At 61.5% G+C, this 19414-nt stretch carries 18 protein-coding genes; 11 read left to right on the top strand and 7 right to left on the bottom strand.

The window, feature by feature from the left end; translation table 11 throughout:
• Window positions 1-29: 29 nt before the first annotated feature.
• Window positions 30-926 carry a hypothetical protein gene (locus AB3G31_RS18110; RefSeq protein WP_367847461.1) on the bottom strand — a complete coding sequence of 299 codons (897 nt, stop codon included), beginning with the start codon at window positions 924-926 and terminating at the stop codon, window positions 30-32.
• A 371-nt stretch (window positions 927-1297) separates the two neighbouring features.
• Between AB3G31_RS18110 and AB3G31_RS18115 the strand changes: the two genes are divergently transcribed.
• Complete coding sequence (locus AB3G31_RS18115; RefSeq protein WP_367847462.1) at window positions 1298-2269, top strand: glycosyltransferase family 2 protein; 972 nt, start codon at window positions 1298-1300, stop codon at window positions 2267-2269.
• Between the two features lie 44 nt (window positions 2270-2313).
• A complete protein-coding gene (locus AB3G31_RS18120; protein ID WP_367847463.1) occupies window positions 2314-3243 on the top strand; it encodes a glycosyltransferase in 930 nt (309 codons plus the stop codon).
• Window positions 3244-3258: 15 nt separating this feature from the next.
• Here AB3G31_RS18120 and AB3G31_RS18125 read toward each other — a convergent pair whose 3' ends face one another.
• From AB3G31_RS18125 to AB3G31_RS18150, 6 genes are all read right to left on the bottom strand, one after another.
• On the bottom strand, window positions 3259-3996 hold the full coding sequence (locus AB3G31_RS18125) for a lysophospholipid acyltransferase family protein (protein WP_367847464.1): 738 nt from the start codon (window positions 3994-3996) through the stop codon (window positions 3259-3261).
• Between the two features lie 66 nt (window positions 3997-4062).
• Complete coding sequence (locus tag AB3G31_RS18130; protein WP_367847465.1) at window positions 4063-5364, bottom strand: dihydroorotase; 1302 nt, start codon at window positions 5362-5364, stop codon at window positions 4063-4065.
• 73 nt (window positions 5365-5437) lie between these two features.
• Window positions 5438-6403 carry an aspartate carbamoyltransferase catalytic subunit gene (locus tag AB3G31_RS18135; protein ID WP_367847466.1) on the bottom strand — a complete coding sequence of 322 codons (966 nt, stop codon included), beginning with the start codon at window positions 6401-6403 and terminating at the stop codon, window positions 5438-5440.
• 15 nt (window positions 6404-6418) lie between these two features.
• Window positions 6419-6919 carry a bifunctional pyr operon transcriptional regulator/uracil phosphoribosyltransferase PyrR gene (pyrR, locus tag AB3G31_RS18140; protein ID WP_367850380.1) on the bottom strand — a complete coding sequence of 167 codons (501 nt, stop codon included), beginning with the start codon at window positions 6917-6919 and terminating at the stop codon, window positions 6419-6421.
• 77 nt (window positions 6920-6996) lie between these two features.
• Window positions 6997-7407 carry a Holliday junction resolvase RuvX gene (gene ruvX / locus AB3G31_RS18145; protein ID WP_315208170.1) on the bottom strand — a complete coding sequence of 137 codons (411 nt, stop codon included), beginning with the start codon at window positions 7405-7407 and terminating at the stop codon, window positions 6997-6999.
• Window positions 7404-8003 carry a YqgE/AlgH family protein gene (locus tag AB3G31_RS18150; RefSeq protein WP_315182483.1) on the bottom strand — a complete coding sequence of 200 codons (600 nt, stop codon included), beginning with the start codon at window positions 8001-8003 and terminating at the stop codon, window positions 7404-7406. Before AB3G31_RS18150 ends, ruvX begins: the two co-directional genes overlap by 4 nt.
• A gap of 251 nt (window positions 8004-8254) precedes the next feature.
• Here AB3G31_RS18150 and AB3G31_RS18155 point away from each other — a divergent pair, with 251 nt between their 5' ends.
• The 9 genes from AB3G31_RS18155 to AB3G31_RS18195 all read left to right on the top strand — a co-directional run bounded on the left by AB3G31_RS18155 (window position 8255) and on the right by AB3G31_RS18195 (window position 19414).
• Window positions 8255-9514, top strand: a complete 1260-nt coding sequence (locus AB3G31_RS18155; protein WP_367847467.1) for a sarcosine oxidase subunit beta family protein — start codon at window positions 8255-8257, stop codon at window positions 9512-9514.
• A gap of 11 nt (window positions 9515-9525) precedes the next feature.
• Entirely contained in the window at window positions 9526-9831 is a 306-nt protein-coding gene (locus AB3G31_RS18160) for a sarcosine oxidase subunit delta (protein ID WP_367847468.1), read from the top strand.
• Window positions 9828-12824: a sarcosine oxidase subunit alpha family protein gene (locus tag AB3G31_RS18165; protein WP_367847469.1), complete on the top strand. Its 2997-nt coding sequence runs from the start codon at window positions 9828-9830 to the stop codon at window positions 12822-12824. Before AB3G31_RS18160 ends, AB3G31_RS18165 begins: the two co-directional genes overlap by 4 nt.
• Entirely contained in the window at window positions 12817-13470 is a 654-nt protein-coding gene (locus AB3G31_RS18170; RefSeq protein ID WP_367847470.1) for a sarcosine oxidase subunit gamma, read from the top strand. The genes AB3G31_RS18165 and AB3G31_RS18170 overlap by 8 nt, the downstream gene beginning before the upstream one ends.
• Before the next feature lie 77 nt (window positions 13471-13547).
• Window positions 13548-14822, top strand: a complete 1275-nt coding sequence (gene glyA, locus AB3G31_RS18175; protein WP_315208176.1) for a serine hydroxymethyltransferase — start codon at window positions 13548-13550, stop codon at window positions 14820-14822.
• A 25-nt stretch (window positions 14823-14847) separates the two neighbouring features.
• Window positions 14848-15819, top strand: coding sequence for a dipeptidase (locus AB3G31_RS18180; RefSeq protein WP_367847471.1), 972 nt, complete (start codon window positions 14848-14850; stop codon window positions 15817-15819).
• A 63-nt stretch (window positions 15820-15882) separates the two neighbouring features.
• Window positions 15883-16755 (top strand): glycine betaine ABC transporter substrate-binding protein, encoded by an 873-nt coding sequence (locus AB3G31_RS18185; RefSeq protein WP_367847472.1) that lies wholly within the window; start codon window positions 15883-15885, stop codon window positions 16753-16755.
• A 43-nt stretch (window positions 16756-16798) separates the two neighbouring features.
• The gene (locus tag AB3G31_RS18190) at window positions 16799-17332 is read left to right on the top strand and encodes a DUF5943 domain-containing protein (protein ID WP_367847473.1); all 534 of its coding nucleotides are present in this window, start codon (window positions 16799-16801) and stop codon (window positions 17330-17332) included.
• Window positions 17333-17353: 21 nt separating this feature from the next.
• Complete coding sequence (locus AB3G31_RS18195) at window positions 17354-19414, top strand: FAD-dependent oxidoreductase (RefSeq protein WP_367847474.1); 2061 nt, start codon at window positions 17354-17356, stop codon at window positions 19412-19414.

Here is a 19414-nt window from a genome sequence, read left to right on the forward strand (position 1 = left end):
ATCCGCGTGAAGTCCACTTCGGTTAATCGTCAGACTTTTCTCGTACCACGAATACTATCCAACCACTCTACATTTGCATGGGCCACCCTATGCAAAATTTGAATCTTCTTTTCCAACCGTCCGGATTTTGTCAATTCCATTACCAGTGATTTAATACTATCTTTTAATCTATATTCGGAATTTTTTATTTTTGAATTTACCACACCCACATAGCTACTCACCAATGCAGAAAATTCCGCATTCGAAATACTTGTTTTTTCAATAAATTTTAGAAAATTCCCACCCAAAATAACCCACTTCTCAAAATCCCAACGCTCGACATGGGATAAATGAAATACAAATGGATCCTTGATATTCAGCTGTTCAAGCCCCATTAAATACATCCATATAGGCAAATAATGATCCCACCATGGCATCCCCATGACAAAATCATCCGACGTGAATTTTTTTAAATCACTCGAATGAAAGGCAAAAAAATCATAGCCCTGTTGGTATTCCAAACCTTGCCTCGAGTCCATCTCCTTGATATCGTAGCGTTTAGATACAAAGCACTGTCCAGGCTGCAAGCCCTCCAATTGACGGTACGCAGCATCCGATATATCAATCAATATATCTGCGTTGGTAATGACGACAGGCCCATCCATTTGGTGATTGCATGCCGAAGAGATAAAGTCTCCCAAAAAAATAAGTGGCTTACCAAACCGCTCACGCACATCCCGCCCGACCGTTATGCACTTGATATTTTCTTCGGCAATAATACCGGCCAAAGATTCATTCTTGGAGTTGACTGTTACAGGATCGAAACCACTATTTCTCCAAGACTGAACGCACATGCGCGCATACTCAGGCCCCAAATCCTGACCATTGGCCCGTTTTCGTGAAAAATGGGGGGGTATTGATGTAAATAGCGGTATCATATATTTCAATATTCATTAATTAAAAGTCGTCAATTCCCAGATAGAAGTTCTCGCCCCGCAAGTCCGCTTGAAAAGCAATCCACCACTGCAAGATCACGCTTACATCTTTTCGCGACTATCGATACAACAGCAATGCGAAAGTGCGGGCACAATCCCTGCAAGCTGGCCTCACCAAATTTCCCAGTACAAACGACACCCTTGCACCAAGATTGGGCGAAATTTAAGCACTTGCGCCCCTATGTGCTGCATTCAATGCATTTGCACCTCTTTGGAAGATTTTATTTTCGTGGGCACGAAACCAGTAAATACAGTTACTATACCGTACAATTTTTTACTCGTCGATTTAATTTTTATTAAAATAATTTTTTAAATTTATAAAAATGAGCAACACATTTCCACCAATAGTCTCCATTATCATGCCTGTGTTCAACACAGGAAAATATCTAAACGAAGCCATCGAATCAGTGCTGGGACAACAACCCAGCACTGATTGCGAAGTGCCCGATTTTGAATTGATGGTGGTAGATGACAACAGCACGGATCTGGATACCCTGGAGATTTTGCAGAGTTTTACGCATACTGATCCCCGTGTCACTGTACTTAAAAACCAAAGAACCAAAGGCGCCGCTGGTGCCCGAAATACCGGCATCCTGCACTCCCAAGGAGAATGGATAGGATTTCTTGATTCGGACGATATATTGACCCCGCAATCGCTGGTAACGCGCTGGCAGGCCATTGCAAAGAACTCTGAAATCGAATGGATTGGGGCCAAGTTCAAACTATTGAAACCCAAAAAAGATGCATCTGGCGTTCCATTTTTTGAAACGGCGAATGAACTAATAGCCAACATTCCTGAAAATAACCACCCTGCTCCGGCAAAGCGCTTGCAGAAGCCCGTAGCCGAGTTTTCCAAGAGTTGCATGATCGGCATCATGACGGTGCTCATCAAGCGTGAGCTTATTGTGGAAAAAGGTATGTTCAACGAGAAGCTTCGCCGCGCCGAAGATTATCACCTGTGGTTTCAGTGCGCGTTCCAGCATGATTTATGGATGCTGGAGTCTGATATTGCATTTTACCGTATCCATTCCGCCAGCCTAACCCATGGCGATGCACCAAAGTTACTGCATGAAGATGCCATGATCGAACTTCTGTTAAAAGACCCACAGGCTTTGGCGCATAAAAATTTGCTATTGCAGCGGTTTGATCTGGTCATGCAAGATAACTGCTATTTCTACCGCGGAAAAAAGCGATTTGGGACCGCATTGCGCAACGCAATACAATGGCTCAAAAAAAGGCCTGGTAATGCCGCGGCTTGGAAAGAGTTGGTGGCTTGTTGCCTCAGAGTCGCTTGAGTTTTTTATTTTCAAATAAGCAAATTTGAACCTAGGGTATCCCGATGAAAAAAGAAATTCTGGTGTCGGCGATTGTGTCCACCTATAAATCCGAGCGATTTATGCGGCATTGCCTGGAAGACCTGGAACGCCAGACCATCGCAGACCAACTGGAAATTATCATTATTGACAGTTGCTCTCCTGAAAATGAGGGCGATATTGTCAGGGATTTTCAAAGCCGGTACAACAATATTGTGTATTTGCGCACCGACCAGCGCGAAGGCTTGTACACCGCCTGGAACCGCGCCGTGGCCATGGCCCAAGGCAGGTATTTGACGAATGCCAATACCGACGACCGCCACCACCCCGCTTCATTCGAGAAACTGGCGAACCAACTGGATGCTGCACCCGAGTGTGTATTGGCCTACCACGACCAGCTCACCAGCACGGTTGAAAACGAAACCTATGAAGCCTGTGCGGCCCGCAACACGCGGCGCTTCCGGTTGCCCGATTTTTCGCACGACACCCTGATCCTGGGTTGCCTGACAGGCTCGCAGCCGATGTGGCGCAGAAGCGTGCATGCCGAGCACGGACTATTCAGTGAGAAATACAGGGTTGCTGCGGATTATGAATTCTGGATGCGCATTGCCCAGACACATGCATTTATCCATGTTGCCGAACCTCTGGGGATTTTTTACGATTCGCCCGATACCTTATCGGGTGCCAATAACCGGTTTTCGGTGGATAAAGAAACGCTGGATATCCAGTTGGTGTATGTCGACCGCGCACCCTGGAATAAAAACCCCAAAAATCGTTCTCGGCTGGCACAAACCGTATTTGCCATTGGCTACCACTATGTGGAGAAACTCCACGACCTGGGCAAAGCCAAGTTGTTTTTGCGGGAAGCCTGGAAGCTGGACAGGACCAACCTGAACCTGGCCAAAACCTTTCTGTTGCGTGGCGTCCTCAAAAGCCAACATGGCCTGAAGGCCTAGCACGCATTCAGCGCTTCAGGCCTGCCGCAACCGCTCCACGGTGTGCTGCAGATCCAGCGCCCATGTGCGGCGGTCGCGGCCGGCGGCATGCTCCGGTGTGCCAAAGCGCACCTCCGCCCCGAGCGTACGGGCCCCCAGCGTGCGCCAAAGCGAGCCCAGCAGCGTTTCGTCACCCACAAAACTGGGCGCAAAGTGCAAGTCCCCGGTGTGCACGTCCACAAAACGCAAGGCCAGTGGCAGCACCGCCACGTCGGCCGATATCGCCGCTTGCAGCAGGTTGGCGTGGAAGGGCAGCATGCCGCGGCCGTCGCCCGTCGTACCCTCAGGGAACACGGCCACCACCTCGCCCGCCCGCAGGCGCTCGGCCATGTGGTGGACCACGCGCATCGCGTCGCGGCGGGATTCGCGCTCGATGTAGAGCGTGCCCGCGCCGGTGGCCAGGGTGCCGACGACGGGCCAGTGCTTGACGTCGGCTTTCGACACAAAGCGGCAATACCCTGCGGCGTGGATGACGGCAATGTCCAGCCACGAGATGTGGTTGGCCACCAGCAGCAAGGGGCCCTGCGCCGGGGGCGTGCCCTGTACCCGTAGCGTGATGCCCATGACCTGCAACACCTCTAGCGACCAGGTCTGCACCCGTTGCCCGCGCGCCGCATCGTCCATCTGCGGAAAGTGTCGACGGATGGTCCACCAGCCGACGCCGATATGCCACAACAAGCGCAGCACCCGGCCCAGGACACGGAAAAAATGCATGTAAATTTATAAGAAATAGCCGGCCAGCGCTGATGGAATAAGCACGAGCAGCTATTTATTTGATAGTTAGGTGAGGCGGGCTTCAAACGCTACGTGCCCGGCCACTACCGCGCAGCGCACCCGGCCTGGCAGCTCGTAGCCCGAGAACGGCGTGTGCTTGCCCTGGCTGCGCAAGGTGTCGGCGGTAACGGTCCAGCGGGCGGCAGGGTCGAACACGCACACGTCGGCCACACCGCCCACCACCAGCTGGCCCACGCTGGCCTGCAAGGTGCCCAGGCTGGTGCCCAGCACGGCGGCGGGGGCGTTGGTTACGGTGGCCAGGGCGCGGTGCAGAGGCACGCCGTCGTCTTCGCTCCATTTCAAGGCCAGGCTGAGCAGCAGTTCCAGGCCGGTGGCACCCGGCTCGGCTTCGGCGAACGGCAGGGCTTTGGCATCGGCCTCGACCGGCGTGTGGTCGGACACCAGCGCGTCGATGGTGCCGTCGGCCAGGGCGGCGCGCAGTGCGTCGCGGTCGCGTTGCTGGCGCAGCGGGGGGGTCAGGCGGGCGCGGCTGTCGAAGTAGCCGATGTCGGTGTCCGTCAGGTGCAGCGAGTTGATGCTGACATCGCAGGTGACACGCAGGCCGTCTTTCTTGGCCTGGCGCACCAGGGCAATGCCGGCGGCACTGCTGATGCGGCACAGGTGGACGCGGGCACCGGTGGTTTTGAGCAGCTCAAAAATGGTGTGCAGCGCAATGGTTTCTGCCGCCACCGGCACGCCGCCCAGGCCCATGCGGGTGGCCAGCGCACCGCTGGCGGCCACGCCCTTGCCCAGGTGCAGCTCTTGCGGACGCAGCCAGACCGGGTAGTCGAAGGTGGCGGCGTATTGCAGCGCGCGCTGCAGCACCTGGGTGTTACCCAGCGGCACCTCGGCCTGGCCGAAGCCGATGCAGCCCGCGCCGGTGAGCTCGACCATCTCGGTCAGCACCTCGCCCTGCAGGCCCCGGGTGAGCGCGCCCAGCGGAAACAGGCGCGACTGGTGGTTCTTTTTGGCGCGAAACTTCAGCATCTGCACCAGGCCGGGCTCGTCCAGCACGGGGTCGGTGTCGGGGGGGCAGACCAGGCTGGTCACGCCACCGGCTGCGGCCGCCGCCATTTCGGACTCCATCATGCCTTCGTGCTCGTAGCCGGGCTCGCGCAGGCGGGCGCACAGATCTACCAGGCCAGGCAGCACGATGCAGCCACTGGCATCGACCACGCGGTCAGGCTGGAAGTCGGGCAGGTCGCGGCCCATCGCAATGATGCGGCCAGTGGCGATGGAAATGGAGCCGGTGGTGTCCAGCCCGCTGGCGGGGTCGATGATGCGACCGTGTTGGATCAGGGTTTTCATATTTTTATACCAAACAGGGCTCTAGCGCTTATTGAATGAGCACGAGCAGCTATGGATTGAATAGCAAACACGGTCAGGCCTCGTTGCCTGCGACGATGCCCATCACCGCCATGCGCACGGCGATGCCGAAGGTCACCTGCGGCAGGATCACGCTTTGTTTGCCGTCGACCACCGCCGAGTCGATCTCTACGCCGCGGTTGATCGGGCCGGGGTGCATCACGATGGCATCGGACTTGGCCAGTGCCAGTTTTTCGGGCGTCAGGCCGAAGCTGCGGAAGAATTCCTGGCTGGACGGCAGCAGCGCGCCGCTCATGCGCTCGTTTTGCAGGCGCAGCATGATGACCACGTCGCAGTCCTTGATGCCCTCTTCCAGCGTGTGGCACACGCGCACGCCCATCTGCGCCATGTCGGCAGGCACCAGGGTCTTGGGGCCGACCACGCGCACTTCGGCGCAGCCCAGGGTGGTGAGCGCGTGGATGTCGGAGCGGGCCACGCGCGAGTGCAGTACGTCGCCAACGATGGCCACGGTGAGGTTGCTGAAGTCTTTTTTGTAGTGCCGGATGGTGTACATGTCCAGCAGCCCCTGGGTCGGGTGGGCGTGGCGGCCATCGCCCGCGTTCACCACGTGCACGTGGGGTGCCACGTGCTGGGCGATCAGGTAGGGCGCGCCGGATTCGCTGTGCCGCACCACAAAGATGTCGGCGGCCATGGCGCTGAGGTTGGCGATGGTGTCCAGCAGCGACTCGCCCTTGGCGGCGCTGGAGCGGGCGATGTCGAGGTTGATCACGTCGGCGCTCAGGCGCTTGGCGGCGATGTCGAAGGTGGTGCGGGTGCGGGTGGAGTTTTCGAAAAACAGGTTGAACACACTCTTACCGCGCAGTAAGGGCACTTTTTTGACCTCGCGGTCGTTCACGCTGACGAAATTGGCGGCGGTGTCCAGGATCTGCGTCAGGATGTCTTTGGGCAGGCCTTCGGTAGACAGCAGGTGGACCAGTTCGCCGTGCTTGTTGAGTTGGGGGTTGTTGCGTTTGTAGAGCATGTTTAACCTTGGAAACTAGCCTTCTACGTTGAAACTGAAGGCGCCCGTGGCGCTGCGCGCCAGTTCGAGCTTCTGGGTGGCGGGCAGGGCCACGCGGGCGGCGGCAAAGTCAGGCTGGATGGGCAGCTCGCGCCCGCCCCGGTCCACCAGCACGGCCAATCTGACCGCCGACGGGCGGCCATAGTCGAACAGCTCGTTGACCACGGCGCGGATGGTGCGGCCGGTGTAGAGCACGTCGTCCAGCAGGATGATGTGGGCCCCATTCACGTCGAAGTCCAGCGCGGTCTGCCCGCCACTGCCTGAGACCATGCCACGCTTCGCGAAATCGTCGCGGTGCATGGCGCTGGATATCACGCCGGGTTTGCCGGGCAGTTGCAGGTCGGCCTGCAGGCGCTCGGCCAGCCAGGCCCCGCCGGAGGTGATGCCGACCAGGCGGGTGTCGGGCTGCAGCAAGGCGCGCACGCCCTTCAATAACTCCAGGTAAAGCGCTTCGGCGTTCAGCAAAAGGGCCCCCACGCTTGTCGCTCCGCGTACTGCGCTGCCCCCCAGGGGGGCCTTCCCGCCTTGGGACGGCCCTGCGTCGGTCAATGTGCTCACGGGATACTCCTCAAAAATTGTTCCAGGATGATGCAGGCCGCAGCGGCATCTGCGTCTTTTGCACCCATCTCTAGCGCTTCTGTGGTGCTATAGCGCTCATCGACCTCGAAAACCGGCAGATTAAAACGCCCGCGCAACTGGCGGGCAAACTTTTGCGCGCGCCGGGTGTTGTCGTGGGCTGCGCCGTCAGGGTGGAACGGCACGCCGATCACCAAGGCATCGGGCTGCCATTCCTTGACGCGGGCGGCGATGGGGATGAAGCGGGCATCACCCTCGGCGGCGATGGTGCCCTGCGGCGTAGCGGTACGGGTCAGGCGGTTGCCAACGGCAACGCCGGTGCGCTTTTGGCCGTAGTCGAAGGCCAGGAAAGATTGCAGATGTGCGGGGACGGCTACTGGCTCGGTCATGCATGCCCTGCTTCGGGCGAGAGCATCCACGACTGCAACCCCAGCAGCAGCAAAGCCTGGTCGTAGCGCTCGGCCACCGGGGTGTCAAAAATCACGCCCAGGTCGGCCTCCACCGTGAGCCAGCTGTTTTCGCCCAGTTCTGCCTCCAGCTGGCCCTCGCCCCAGGCCGAATAACCCAGGGACACCAGCACCCGGCGCGGCCCGGCGCCAGTGGACAGGGCTTCGAGCACATCTTTGGAGGTGGTCATCTCCAGCCCGCCGGGGATGGCCATGGTGGAGGCGTACACCGACTCGGACGGGTCGATGTCGGTGCCGATAAAGGCCTCGTGCAGCACAAAGCCGCGCTCGGTCTGCACCGGGCCGCCCTGGAACACCGGGCTTTCGCTCAGGTCGGCACGGCGCAGTGGCAGCTCGACCTTGTCGAACAGGCTTTTGAGGCTGATGTCGCTGGGCTTGTTGATCACCAGGCCCATGGCACCGCGCGGGCTGTGCTCACACAGATACACCACGCTTTTGGCGAAGGCTTCGTCCTCCAGACCGGGCATCGCGATCAAAAAGTGATGCGTCAGGTTCATCGGGGCAGTGTCGGTGGTCATTCTGTAATTTTAAGGGGTCCAAGAGCGTTCCCAAAGCACATGTCCGCAGGGCATGTAAAGAGACAAATTTGGCGCAATTCGACCGAATGTCGAATTTGAACAAGTGTGCGTCTGCAAGGCGCAAGGTGACACGCGGGTGACATCGAACAATGCATGCACGACATATGCAGCATCTGCAAGCAACCCTTAGACGGCCTTGCAGATACCGCCTAAGTCCTGACGCAGATCCATTGGACCCCCACGAGAACCACATGCGCGGCCAAAACTACTCAATCTGGAGCCTGCTCAAGCACGGCTTTAAAAACCACCAAACCTGGGAACCCGCCTGGGAACGGGTGGCCTTGAAACCTTCCTACGACGTGGTCATCGTCGGCGGTGGCGGGCATGGCCTGGCCACAGCCTACTACCTGGCCAAAAACCACCCCGAGGTCGGCAAGATCGCGGTGCTGGAAAAAGGCTACCTCGGCGGCGGCAATACGGCGCGCAACACCACCATCGTGCGCTCCAACTACCTGTGGGACGAATCCGCCGCGATCTACGAGCATTCGCTGAAGCTGTGGGAGGGCCTGACCGAGGACCTGAACTTCAACGTCATGTTCAGCCAGCGCGGCGTGTTCAACCTGGGCCACACCCTGCAGGACATGCGCGACATCGAGCGCCGGGTCAATGCCAACGCCCTGCAAGGCGTGGATGCCCATGTGCTGAACGCGCAGGAAGTCAAAGAAAAGATCCCCCAGCTCGACTGCAGCCGCAGCCGCCGCTTCCCGGTGCTGGGTGCCAGCTGGCAGCCGCGTGCCGGTGTGGCCCACCACGATGCCGTGGCCCGGGGCTTCGCCCGTGCCGCCAGCCGTCTGGGTGTGGACCTGATCGAGGGCTGCGAAGTCACCGGCATGGATATCCAGAATGGCCAAATCCGCGGCCTGCAAACCAACCTGGGTGCCATCAAGACCGAACGCGTGGGTTGCGTGGCCGCCGGCCACTCCTCGGTGCTGGCCAAGATGGCCGGGCTGCGCATGCCGCTGGAAAGCCACCCGCTGCAGGCCTTTGTGTCCGAATCCATGCAGCGCGTGATCGACACGGTGATCATGTCCAACGCGGTGCACGGCTACCTCAGCCAGTCCGACAAGGGCGAGTTGGTGATTGGCGCAGGCATCGACAGCTACCTGGGCTACGGCCAGCGCGGCAGCCCGCACGTGATCGAGCACACCGCCGCCGCCATCATCGAGCTGTTCCCCCAGTTCTCGCGCGTACGCATGAACCGCCAGTGGGGCGGCATTGTGGACGTAACCCCCGACGCCTGCCCGATCATCTCCAAGACCGCCGTGCAAGGCCTGTTCTTCAACTGCGGCTGGGGCACCGGCGGCTTCAAGGCCACACCGGGTTCGGGCCATGTGTTTGCCGACATGCTGGCCAAGGGCGGGCCCGGCCCACTGTCCAAAGCCTTCTCCGTAGACCGCTTCCACACCGGCCATTTGATCGACGAACACGGCGCCGCTGGCGTCGCACATTGAGCGAAACGACCATGTTTTTATTGCACTGCCCCCACTGCGGCGAAACGCGGGACGAAGAAGAGTTCAGCAACGCCGGTGAAGCCTACATTCCCCGCCCTGCCAAGCCCGAAGAGGTGGACGATGCCACCTGGGGCGACTATGTTTTCATGCGCCGCAACACCAAAGGCTGGTTTTGGGAGCAATGGCAGCACACGGCAGCCTGCCGCAAGGTGTTTGCCGTGAAACGCAACACTGCCACCTACGAAATTGCCGGGAGCTGGACGCTGGCCGAAGGCAAAGCCCTCTTTTTAGCCGACATCGCCAAGGAGCAAGCATGAGCGGCACCCGCGTCCCCCAGACCACCGCGCGCATCGATACGACCCGCACGGTGAAGTTCACCTTTGATGGCCGCGAATTCACCGGCCACCCCGGCGACACGCTGGCTTCTGCCCTGCTGGCCCACGGCGTGCGCCGCATGGCCCGCAGCTTCAAATATGGCCGTCCCCGCGGCATCATCGGCGCGGGTGCGGAAGAGCCCAATTCGTTGGTGCAGATGGGCGTGGGCGCGCTCACCACGCCCAATGTCAAAGCCACCCAGGCCGAGATGTACGACGGCCTGAGCGCCCGCTCCACCTCGGGCTGGCCTTCGCTGGACTTCGATTTGAAATCGGTGCTGGGCCAGGGCTCGCGCTTCATGCCTGCGGGCTTCTACAGCAAGACCTTCAAATGGCCGCAAAAGCTGTGGCCACTGTACGAGACCGTGATCCGCAAGTTTGCAGGGTTTGGCGATGCGCCTACCGAGGCCGATCCCGAGAAATACGACCACCTGCACCACCATGTGGATGTATTGGTGGTGGGCGGCGGAGCCTGTGGCCTGCTGGCCGCGCTGCAAGCCGGGCGCGCCGGACTCAAGACCCTGCTGGTCGACGAGCAAAATGAATTGGGCGGCTGGTTGCTGTCCGACCCCACCGCGCAGATCGATGGGCGCAACAGCGATGCCTACATCCGCTCGGTGCAAGCCGCCCTGGCCGATATGCCGCATGTAGCGGTGCTGCCCCGCACCACCGCCTTCGGCATGTACGAGCAAAACCTGGTGCAGGCCGTGGAACTGGTGCAAGACCATATTGCCCCCGCGCAGCGCCAGGCCCACCTGCCGCGCCACCGCATGCACAAGATCCGCGCCCACCACGTGGTGCTGGCCACCGGCGCCATCGAACGCCCGCTGGTGTTTGGCAACAACGACCTGCCCGGCGTGATGACCGTGTCTGCGGGCCAAACCTTCCTGGTGCGCTACGGCGTGCGGGTCGGCGAACGCATTGTCATCTGCGGTACCAGCGACCTGGCCCACGACTGCGCCGAGGTGCTGGCCAAGGCCGGTGCCACCGTCACCGTGGCCGACGTGCGCCATGGCGCGGTCGCCCGCAACAGCAGTTACACCGTCATGGCAGGCCACGGCATTGCCGAAGTCACCGGCGGCAGCGAGGTCAAGGGCGTGCGCCTGGTGCCCTTGCACGCCACCAAGGACGAGGTGTCGGGCACCGGCACGCACATCGCCTGCGACGTGGTGCTGAGCTCCGGCGGCCTGTCGCCCACCGTGCATTTGTTCTGCCACGACGGCAGCCGCCCCACCTGGGATGAAGCCGTCGCCGCCTTCGTGGTGCCACGCACCGGCCGCACCGGTGTGGCCTGCGTGGGCTCGGTCACCGGCGCTTTCGAGCTGTCCGATGCACTGGCGCAAACCACCCACGCCATGCAGCAGGTGCTGGCCGCCTGCGGCAAGCGCGAATCGCTGCAAGTACCGGCATGCATCCAGCCCAAGCGCCTGGCCGCCCGCCCCATGTTCCGTCTGCCCGATGGCAAGCAGGAAGGCGCAGGCGCCAAGGCGTTCGTGGACTACCAAAATGACGTGAGCGCCGCCGACATCGAGCTGGCCGTGCGTGAGAACTACCACTCCATCGAGCACGTCAAGCGCTACACCGCGCTGGGCTTCGGCACCGACCAGGGCAAGCTCTCCAACGTGAACGGCTTCGTCATCACCGCCCGCGCCCTGAAGCGCCCGGTGAACCAGGTGGGCACCACCACCTACCGCCCGGCCTACACCCCGGTGAGCCTGGGCGCGCTGGCCGGCACCATGACCGAAGAGCTGTTTGACCCCAACCGCTACAGCGCCATCCATGCCTCCCACGTGGCCCGCAACGCCGCCCTGGAGCCGGTGGGCCAGTGGCAGCGTCCCTGGTACTTTGCCAAGCCCGGTGAAGACCTGCACGCCGCCGTGAACCGCGAATGCCTGGCCGCCCGCAACGGCGTGGCGGTGATGGACGCGTCCACCCTGGGCAAGATCCAGATCGACGGCCCGGATGCCCGCGAGTTCCTGAACCGCATCTACGCCAACGCCTGGACGCAACTGGCCGTGGGCAAATGCCGCTATGGCCTGATGCTGGACGAAAACGGCATGGTGATGGACGACGGCGTGACCGCCTGCATCCAGCAAAACCAGTTCTACATGACCACCACCACCGGCGGTGCCGCCCGCGTGCTGAATTGGCTGGAGCGCTGGCACCAGACCGAGTGGCCCGAGCTCAAGGTGTGGATGACCTCGGTCACCGACCACTGGTCCACCGTGGCCCTGGTGGGCCCCAAGGCCCGCGCCGTGCTGGCCAAACTGTGCCCCGACATCGACCTGTCGCCCGAGAACTTCAAGTTCATGGACTGGCGCGCTGGCACCGTCAACGGCCTGCCCGCCCGTGTCTTCCGCATCAGCTTCTCTGGCGAACTGTCCTATGAGCTGAATGTCGAGTCCGGCTACGGCCATGCCCTGTGGGAGGCCGTGATGGCCGCCGGGGCCGAGTTCGACATCACGCCCTACGGCACCGAAACCATGCACGTGCTGCGCGCCGAAAAGGGCTTCATCATCGTCGGCCAGGACACCGATGGCTCCATGAGCCCGATGGACCTGGACATGGCCTGGGCTGTGGGCATGAAGAAGCCGTTCAGCTTCCTGGGCAAGCGCTCGCTGGCCCGCAGCGACACCGCCCGAGAAGGCCGCAAGCAACTCGTGGGCTTGTTGCCAGAAGACCCCAACACCGTGCTGATCGAAGGTGCGCAGATCATGGAAAGCGCCACCGTAGGCACCAGCAACCAGATGCTGGGCCATGTGACTTCCAGCTACCACAGCGCCTTCCTGGGCCGCTCCATCGCCATGGCGGTGGTGGCCGGTGGCCTGCAGCGCAAGGAGCAAACCCTGTACGTGCATGCCCACGGTAAGGTGACCCCGGTGAAGGTGGGCGGTAGCGTGTTTGTCGATGTGAAAGGTGACCGTCAAAATGTCTAAAGATTTGAACGCGATGCTGGAATCTCCCCTGCACGCCTTTGACCTGCCCGCCCGCGTGGCGGCACCCACCGCCCAGAACCGGGTGGTGGTGAGTGAGCTGGGCAATATGGGCTACCTCGTGCTGCGCGGCAAGGCCGACGACGAAGCTTTTATGCAAGCCGTCGCCGGTGTGCTGGGCCAGGCCCTGCCGACCCAGCCGATGACGGTGCTGGCCACCGCTGCCGGTGTGGTGCTGTGGGTATCGCCCGACGAATGGCTGCTGGTGTGCAAGCGCTCTACCCGCGACAGCCTGCTGGCCGCGCTGACCGCCGCCGTACAAGACCTGTTCGCCCAGGTGGTGGACAACAGCGGCGGCCTGACCGCCATGCGCCTGAGTGGCCCCGACCACATGCTGCTGCTGCGCCAGATGGGCCCGTATGACTATGAGAGCCTGGCCGTAGGCCGCTGCGCCAGCACCGTGGTGTCCAAAACCGGACTCACCGTAGCCCGTACCGACGAAGCGGGCGTGGTGCTGGTCTTCCGCCGCAGCTTTGCCGACTACACCTGGCGCCTGCTGGAACGCACCGCCCTGCCCTACCGCATGTGCATCACCAGCCCGGCGCAGTGCGCCGACCCTGTATTCACCCCCTTGTTTGAAACCACCTGACTTAGGCAAATACCTGTGTGCCCAGCGGGCAACACAAGGGATGCCGCGTAAGTCTTCACTTCTTAGGACTTTTTGCCATGACAACCGAAAGCTTCTTCTCCGTGGGTGTGGCCCAGGCCGACCCCGCCATCAACGCCGCCATGGACCACGAACTGCAACGCCAGCGCGAACAGATCGAACTGATCGCCTCGGAAAACATTGTCTCCAAAGCGGTGCTCGAAGCCCAGGGCTCGGTGCTGACCAACAAGTACGCCGAAGGCTACCCCGGCAAGCGCTACTACGGCGGCTGCGAGCATGTGGATGTGGTCGAAGCCCTGGCCATTGAGCGCCTGTGCAAGCTGTTTGGCTGCGAATATGCCAACGTACAGCCGCACTCCGGTGCCCAGGCCAACACGGCCGTGATGCTGGCGCTGGTACAGCCTGGTGACACCGTGCTGGGCATGTCGCTGTCGGCAGGCGGCCATTTGACGCACGGTGCCAAACCGGCGCTGTCGGGCAAATGGTTCAAGGCCGTGCAGTACGGCGTGCGCCGTGCCGATTCGCTGATCGACTACGACGAAGTCGAAGCCCTGGCAGTGGAACACCAGCCCAAGATGATCATTGCCGGCTTCTCGGCCTACCCCCGCACCATCGACTGGGCGCGTTTCCGGGCCATCGCCGACAAGGTGGGTGCCTACCTGATGGTGGACATGGCCCACGTGGCCGGTCTGGTCGCTACCGGCGTGTACCCCAGCCCGGTGCCGCACGCCCACGTAACCACCTCCACCACCCACAAGACCCTGCGCGGCCCCCGTGGTGGCGTGATTCTGACCAACGATGAAGCCCTGTCGAAGAAGATCAACTCCGCCGTGTTTCCCGGTTCTCAGGGCGGCCCGCTGATGCACGTGATTGCCGCCAAGGCCGTGGCCTTTGGCGAAGCCCTGCAACCCAGCTTCAAGGCCTACACCCAGCAGGTCGTGGCCAATGCCAAGGCCCTGGGCGCGGTGCTCAAGGCCGGTGGCCTGGACCTGGTCACCGGTGGCACCGACAACCACCTGCTGCTGGTCGATCTGCGCCCCCTGGGCCTGAAAGGCAACACCACCGAAGTGGCGTTGGAGCGCGCAGGCATCACCTGCAACAAGAACGGCATACCGTTCGACGACGAGAAGCCCACCGTCACCTCGGGTATCCGCGTCGGCACGGCAGCGGGCACCACCCGCGGCTTCGGCGTGGCCGAGTTTGAAGAGGTAGGCCGCCTGATGCTGGAAGTATTCAACAGCCTGAAGACCAAACCCGAAGGCGACGCCGCCCTGGAGGCGTCGGTCTACGCCCGCGTCAAAGCCCTCACCGCCCGTTTCCCCCTTTACGCCTGACATTTCGCCTGAAAGGACACGCACCATGAGCACACTTCACCAGGACTCCATCGTCATCGACGGTCTCATCATTGCCAACCTGAACCGCAGCGTATTTGAAGACATGAAAAAGGGCGGTTTGGCCGCAGCCAACTGCACCGTCTCCGTGTGGGACGACTTCCCGAAAACGGTCGACAACATCGCCCAGCTCAAGCAGCTGATCCGCGACAACAGCGACCTCGTGACCCTGGCCCGCAACACGGCGGACATCGTCCAAGCCAAGGCCGATGGCAAGACCGGCATCGTCCTGGGCTTCCAGAACGCCCATGCCTTTGAAGACAACCTCGGCTACATCGAAGCCTTCCATGACATGGGTGTGCGCGTCGTCCAGCTGTGCTACAACACGCAGAACCTCGTGGGCACCGGTTGCTATGAGCGCGATGGCGGGCTTTCCGGCTTCGGCCGCGAGGTCATCGCAGAGATGAACCGTGTCGGCATCATGGTCGACCTGTCGCACGTGGGCAGCAAGACCTCTGAAGAAGCGATCCTGGCGTCCACCAAGCCCGTGGCCTACACCCACTGCCTGCCTTTGGGCCTCAAAGACCACCCGCGCAACAAGAGCGACGATGAGCTGAAATTCATTGCCGACCACGGCGGCTTCATCGGCGTGACCATGTTCTCGCCCTTCCTCAAGCGCGGCAATGAATCGACCGTGCACGACTATGTCGAGGCCATCGACTACGTCATCAACATCGTGGGCGAAGACTGCGTCGGCCTGGGCTCGGACTTCACCCAAGGCCACGGCCATGAGTTCTTCGACATGCTGACGCATGACAAGGGCCGCTGGCGCCGTCTGACCAACTTCGGCCAGGTGATCAACCCCGAAGGCATTCGCACCATCGGCGACTTCCCCAACCTCACGGCCACGATGCAGCAATCTGGCTGGTCCGATACCCGCATCACCAAGGTACTGGGTGCCAACTGGATGAAGTTCTTCGACCAGGTCTGGGGCACCTGAGGCACACCGCCTCAGATTTCCACATCCTCTCGCATTCCCCTCCATAACCAAGAGTTAGCTGCTATGACCGTTTCGTTCTCCCCTCGCAAACGCCGTGAGTTCATCACCCAGACTTTGGGCCTGTCCGCGCTGGCCATGTCCGGCAGCGCATTCGCGCAGACCAAACCCACCATCAAGATCGGCTTTGTCGACGGCTGGTCGGACAGCGTCGCCACCACCAACCTGGCCGCCGTCATCATCCGCACCAAGCTGGGCTACCCCGTCGAGCTCAAGCCCCTGGCGGCTGGCATCATGTGGCAGGCCGTGGCCCGTGGCGATCTGGACACCACCCTGTCGGCCTGGCTGCCCGTGACGCACGAGGCCTACCTGGCCAACTTCAAGGACAAGGTCGAGATCCTGGGCGCCAACTACCCCGGCGCCAAGATCGGCCTGATCGTGCCCGACTATGTCAAGGCCACCAGCCTGGCCGACCTGAACAGCCACAAGGCCGATTTCGGCGACCGCATCGTCGGTATCGATGCCGGTGCCGGTGTGATGAAGAAAACCGAAGAAGCCATCAAGGCCTACGGTCTGGACATGCGCCTGCAGCCCAGCTCCGGCCCGGCCATGGCGGCCGAACTGGACCGCGCCTACCGCGCCAACAAGGCCATCGCCGTCACCGGCTGGATTCCGCACTGGATGTTTGCCAAGTACAAGCTGCGCTTCCTGGCCGACCCCAAGAACGTCTACGGTGCAGAAGAGCATGTGGACAGCGTGATCAACCCCGGCCTGCACACCAAGGCCCCCACCGTGGTGGCTTTCCTCAAAAAGCTGTCGTGGAAGCCCGAAGAAATCGGAGCCGTGATGCTGGCCGTTGAAAACGGTGCCAAGCCCGAAGCCGCCGCTGAAAAATGGATTGCCGACAACCCTGCCCGCGTGGCCGGTTGGTTGGCATAACTCTCCCCCCAGGCACAGCACCCCAGCGCACCCAGGAACTCTCATGCAACCCCAACTCCCCATCGAAGTCAACGAAACCACCGGCGTGTGGACCACCGACAAGCTGCCGATGATCTACGTGCCCCGGCACTTTTTCGTCAACAACCACGTGGAAACCGAAGCCGTGGTGGGCCGCGAGGTCTATGCCCCGGCGCTGTACAAGGCCGGTTACCGCTCCGCCTACTTCTGGTGCCAGCAAGAGTCCGCCACCCACGGCCTGACCGGCATGGCGGTGTACGAGCACTATCTAAGACGCCTGTCGCAGCGCGGCTGGGGTCTGTTCAAGTTCATCAGCGCCGATGCTGCTACCGGCCACGCGCAGATCCAGCTCGACCACTCGGTGTTTGTGTTGGCGCAAGGCATTGCCGGCGTGCCGGTAGACCGCAGCAAGGTGTGCTACCTGTTCGCAGGCTGGTTCTCGGGTGCGATGGACTGGGTGCTGGAAACCAGCGGCTCCACTGTGCGCACCACCAGCACCGAGACCCAATGTGCCGCCGAGGGCCATGCCCACTGCGTGTTCACCGTCAGCCCCCTTTAATATTTTTTCCAGAGCACCGCCATGCGCTATCCGCATTTGTTTGAGCCCATCCGCCTGAACCAGGTGCTGTTGCGCAACCGCATCGTCAGTACCGCACATGCCGAGGTGTACGCCGAGGGTGGCAATCCCACCGAACGCTACATCCGCTACTACGAAGAAAAAGCCAAGGGCGGCGTGGGCCTGGCCATCTGCGGTGGCTCCAGCCCGGTGTCGCGGGACAGCCCCTGGTCGTGGTGGAGCTCCATCAACCTGGCCACCAACAAGGTCATCGAACCGCTGGCCACGCTGGCCGACACCATGCACAAGCATGGCGCGAAACTGATGATCCAGGCCACCCACATGGGGCGGCGCAACGCCTGGCACGGCTTTGACTGGCCGCACCTGGTCAGCCCCTCGGGCATCCGGGAGCCGGTGCACCGTGGCAACGCCAAAACCATCGAAATCGAAGAAATCCGCCGCATCGCCGCCGACTACGGCCGCGCCGCCAAGCGCGTCAAGGATGCGGGCCTGGACGGCATCGAGATCTCTGCCGCGCACCAGCAACTGATCGACCAGTTCTGGAGCCCCCGCGTCAACCACCGCACCGACGAATACGGCGGCAGCCTGGAAAACCGCCTGCGCTTCGGCATGGAAGTGCTGCACGCGGTGCGCGAACAGGTGGGTGCGGACTTCTGCGTGGGCATGCGCATGTGCGGCGACGAATTCCACGAAGACGGCATCAGCCACGAGATGGCCAAGGAAATCGCCCAGGCCATGAGCGAGAGCGGCCTGATCGACTTTCTGAGCGTGGTCGGCTCCGGTGCCGACACCCATAACACCCTGGTGAACTGCATGCCGCCGATGGCGCTGCCGCCCGAGCCGTTTGTGCACCTGGCCGCCGGCATCAAGTCCGTCAGCAAAGTACCGGTAATGCACGCCCAGAGCATCCGCGATGCATCGCAAGCCGAGCGCATCCTGGCCACCGGCATGGTGGACATGGTGGGCATGACCCGCGCGCAGATTGCCGACCCGCACATGGTCATCAAGATCCGCGACGGCAAGGAAGACCAGATCAAGCAATGCGTCGGTGCCAACTACTGCATTGACCGCCAGTACAACGGCCTGGACGTGCTGTGTATCCAGAACGCCGCCACCAGCCGCGAAGAAACCATGCCCCACGTGATCGAAAAGACCACGGGCGTACGCCGCAAGGTGGTGGTGGTGGGCGCAGGCCCTGCCGGGCTGGAAGCGGCCCGCGTGGCCCGCGAGCGTGGCCACGATGTGGTGCTGTTCGAGAAGAACACACTGGTGGGCGGGCAGGTCAACCTGGCTGCCAAGCCGCCCAAGCGCGAGCAGATGGCCGGCATCATCCGCTGGTTCGACATGGAAACCGTGCGCCTGGGCGTGGACCGCCGCCTCGGCGTGGCGGCCACCCAGGAAATGATCCTGGCTGAAAAACCCGACATCGTGGTGATGGCCACCGGTGGCGTGCCCCATACCGGCCAAACCCCCGCCTGGGGCGCCGCTGAAGGCCTGTGCGTCAGCGGCTGGGACATCCTGTCCGGTGCCGTGGCGCCGGGCGAGAACGTCCTGGTGTACGACAGCATCAGCACCCATGCGGGCACCGGCGTGGCCGACTTCATCGCGGCCCGCGGCAAGCTGGTGGAGATCGTCACCCCCGACGTGAAAGTGGCCGACGACGTGGGCGGCACCACCTTCCCCATCTTCTACCGCCAGCTCTACGCCAACGGCGTGATTCAGACCCCCAACCACTGGCTGGAGAAGGTCTACCGCGAAGGCGACAAGATGATTGCCGTGCTGAAAAACGAGTACACCGAAGCGCTGGAAGAGCGTGCCGTGGACCAGGTGGTCATTGAAAACGGCATCCTGCCGAACGACGGCCTGTACTGGCAGCTCAAACCCCTGTCGATGAACAAGGGCCAGACCGACATCGAAGCGCTGTACGACGCACTGCCCCAACCCGGCTTAAGCCAGGCCACCGGCAACGGCAACTTCCTGCTGTACCGCGTGGGTGACTGCGTGTCGATGCACAACATCCACGCCGCCATCTACGATTCGCTGCGCCTGTGCAAGGACTTTTAA

The sequence above is a fragment of the Rhodoferax sp. WC2427 genome, assembly GCF_040822085.1.
Lineage (GTDB): Bacteria > Pseudomonadota > Gammaproteobacteria > Burkholderiales > Burkholderiaceae_C > Rhodoferax_B.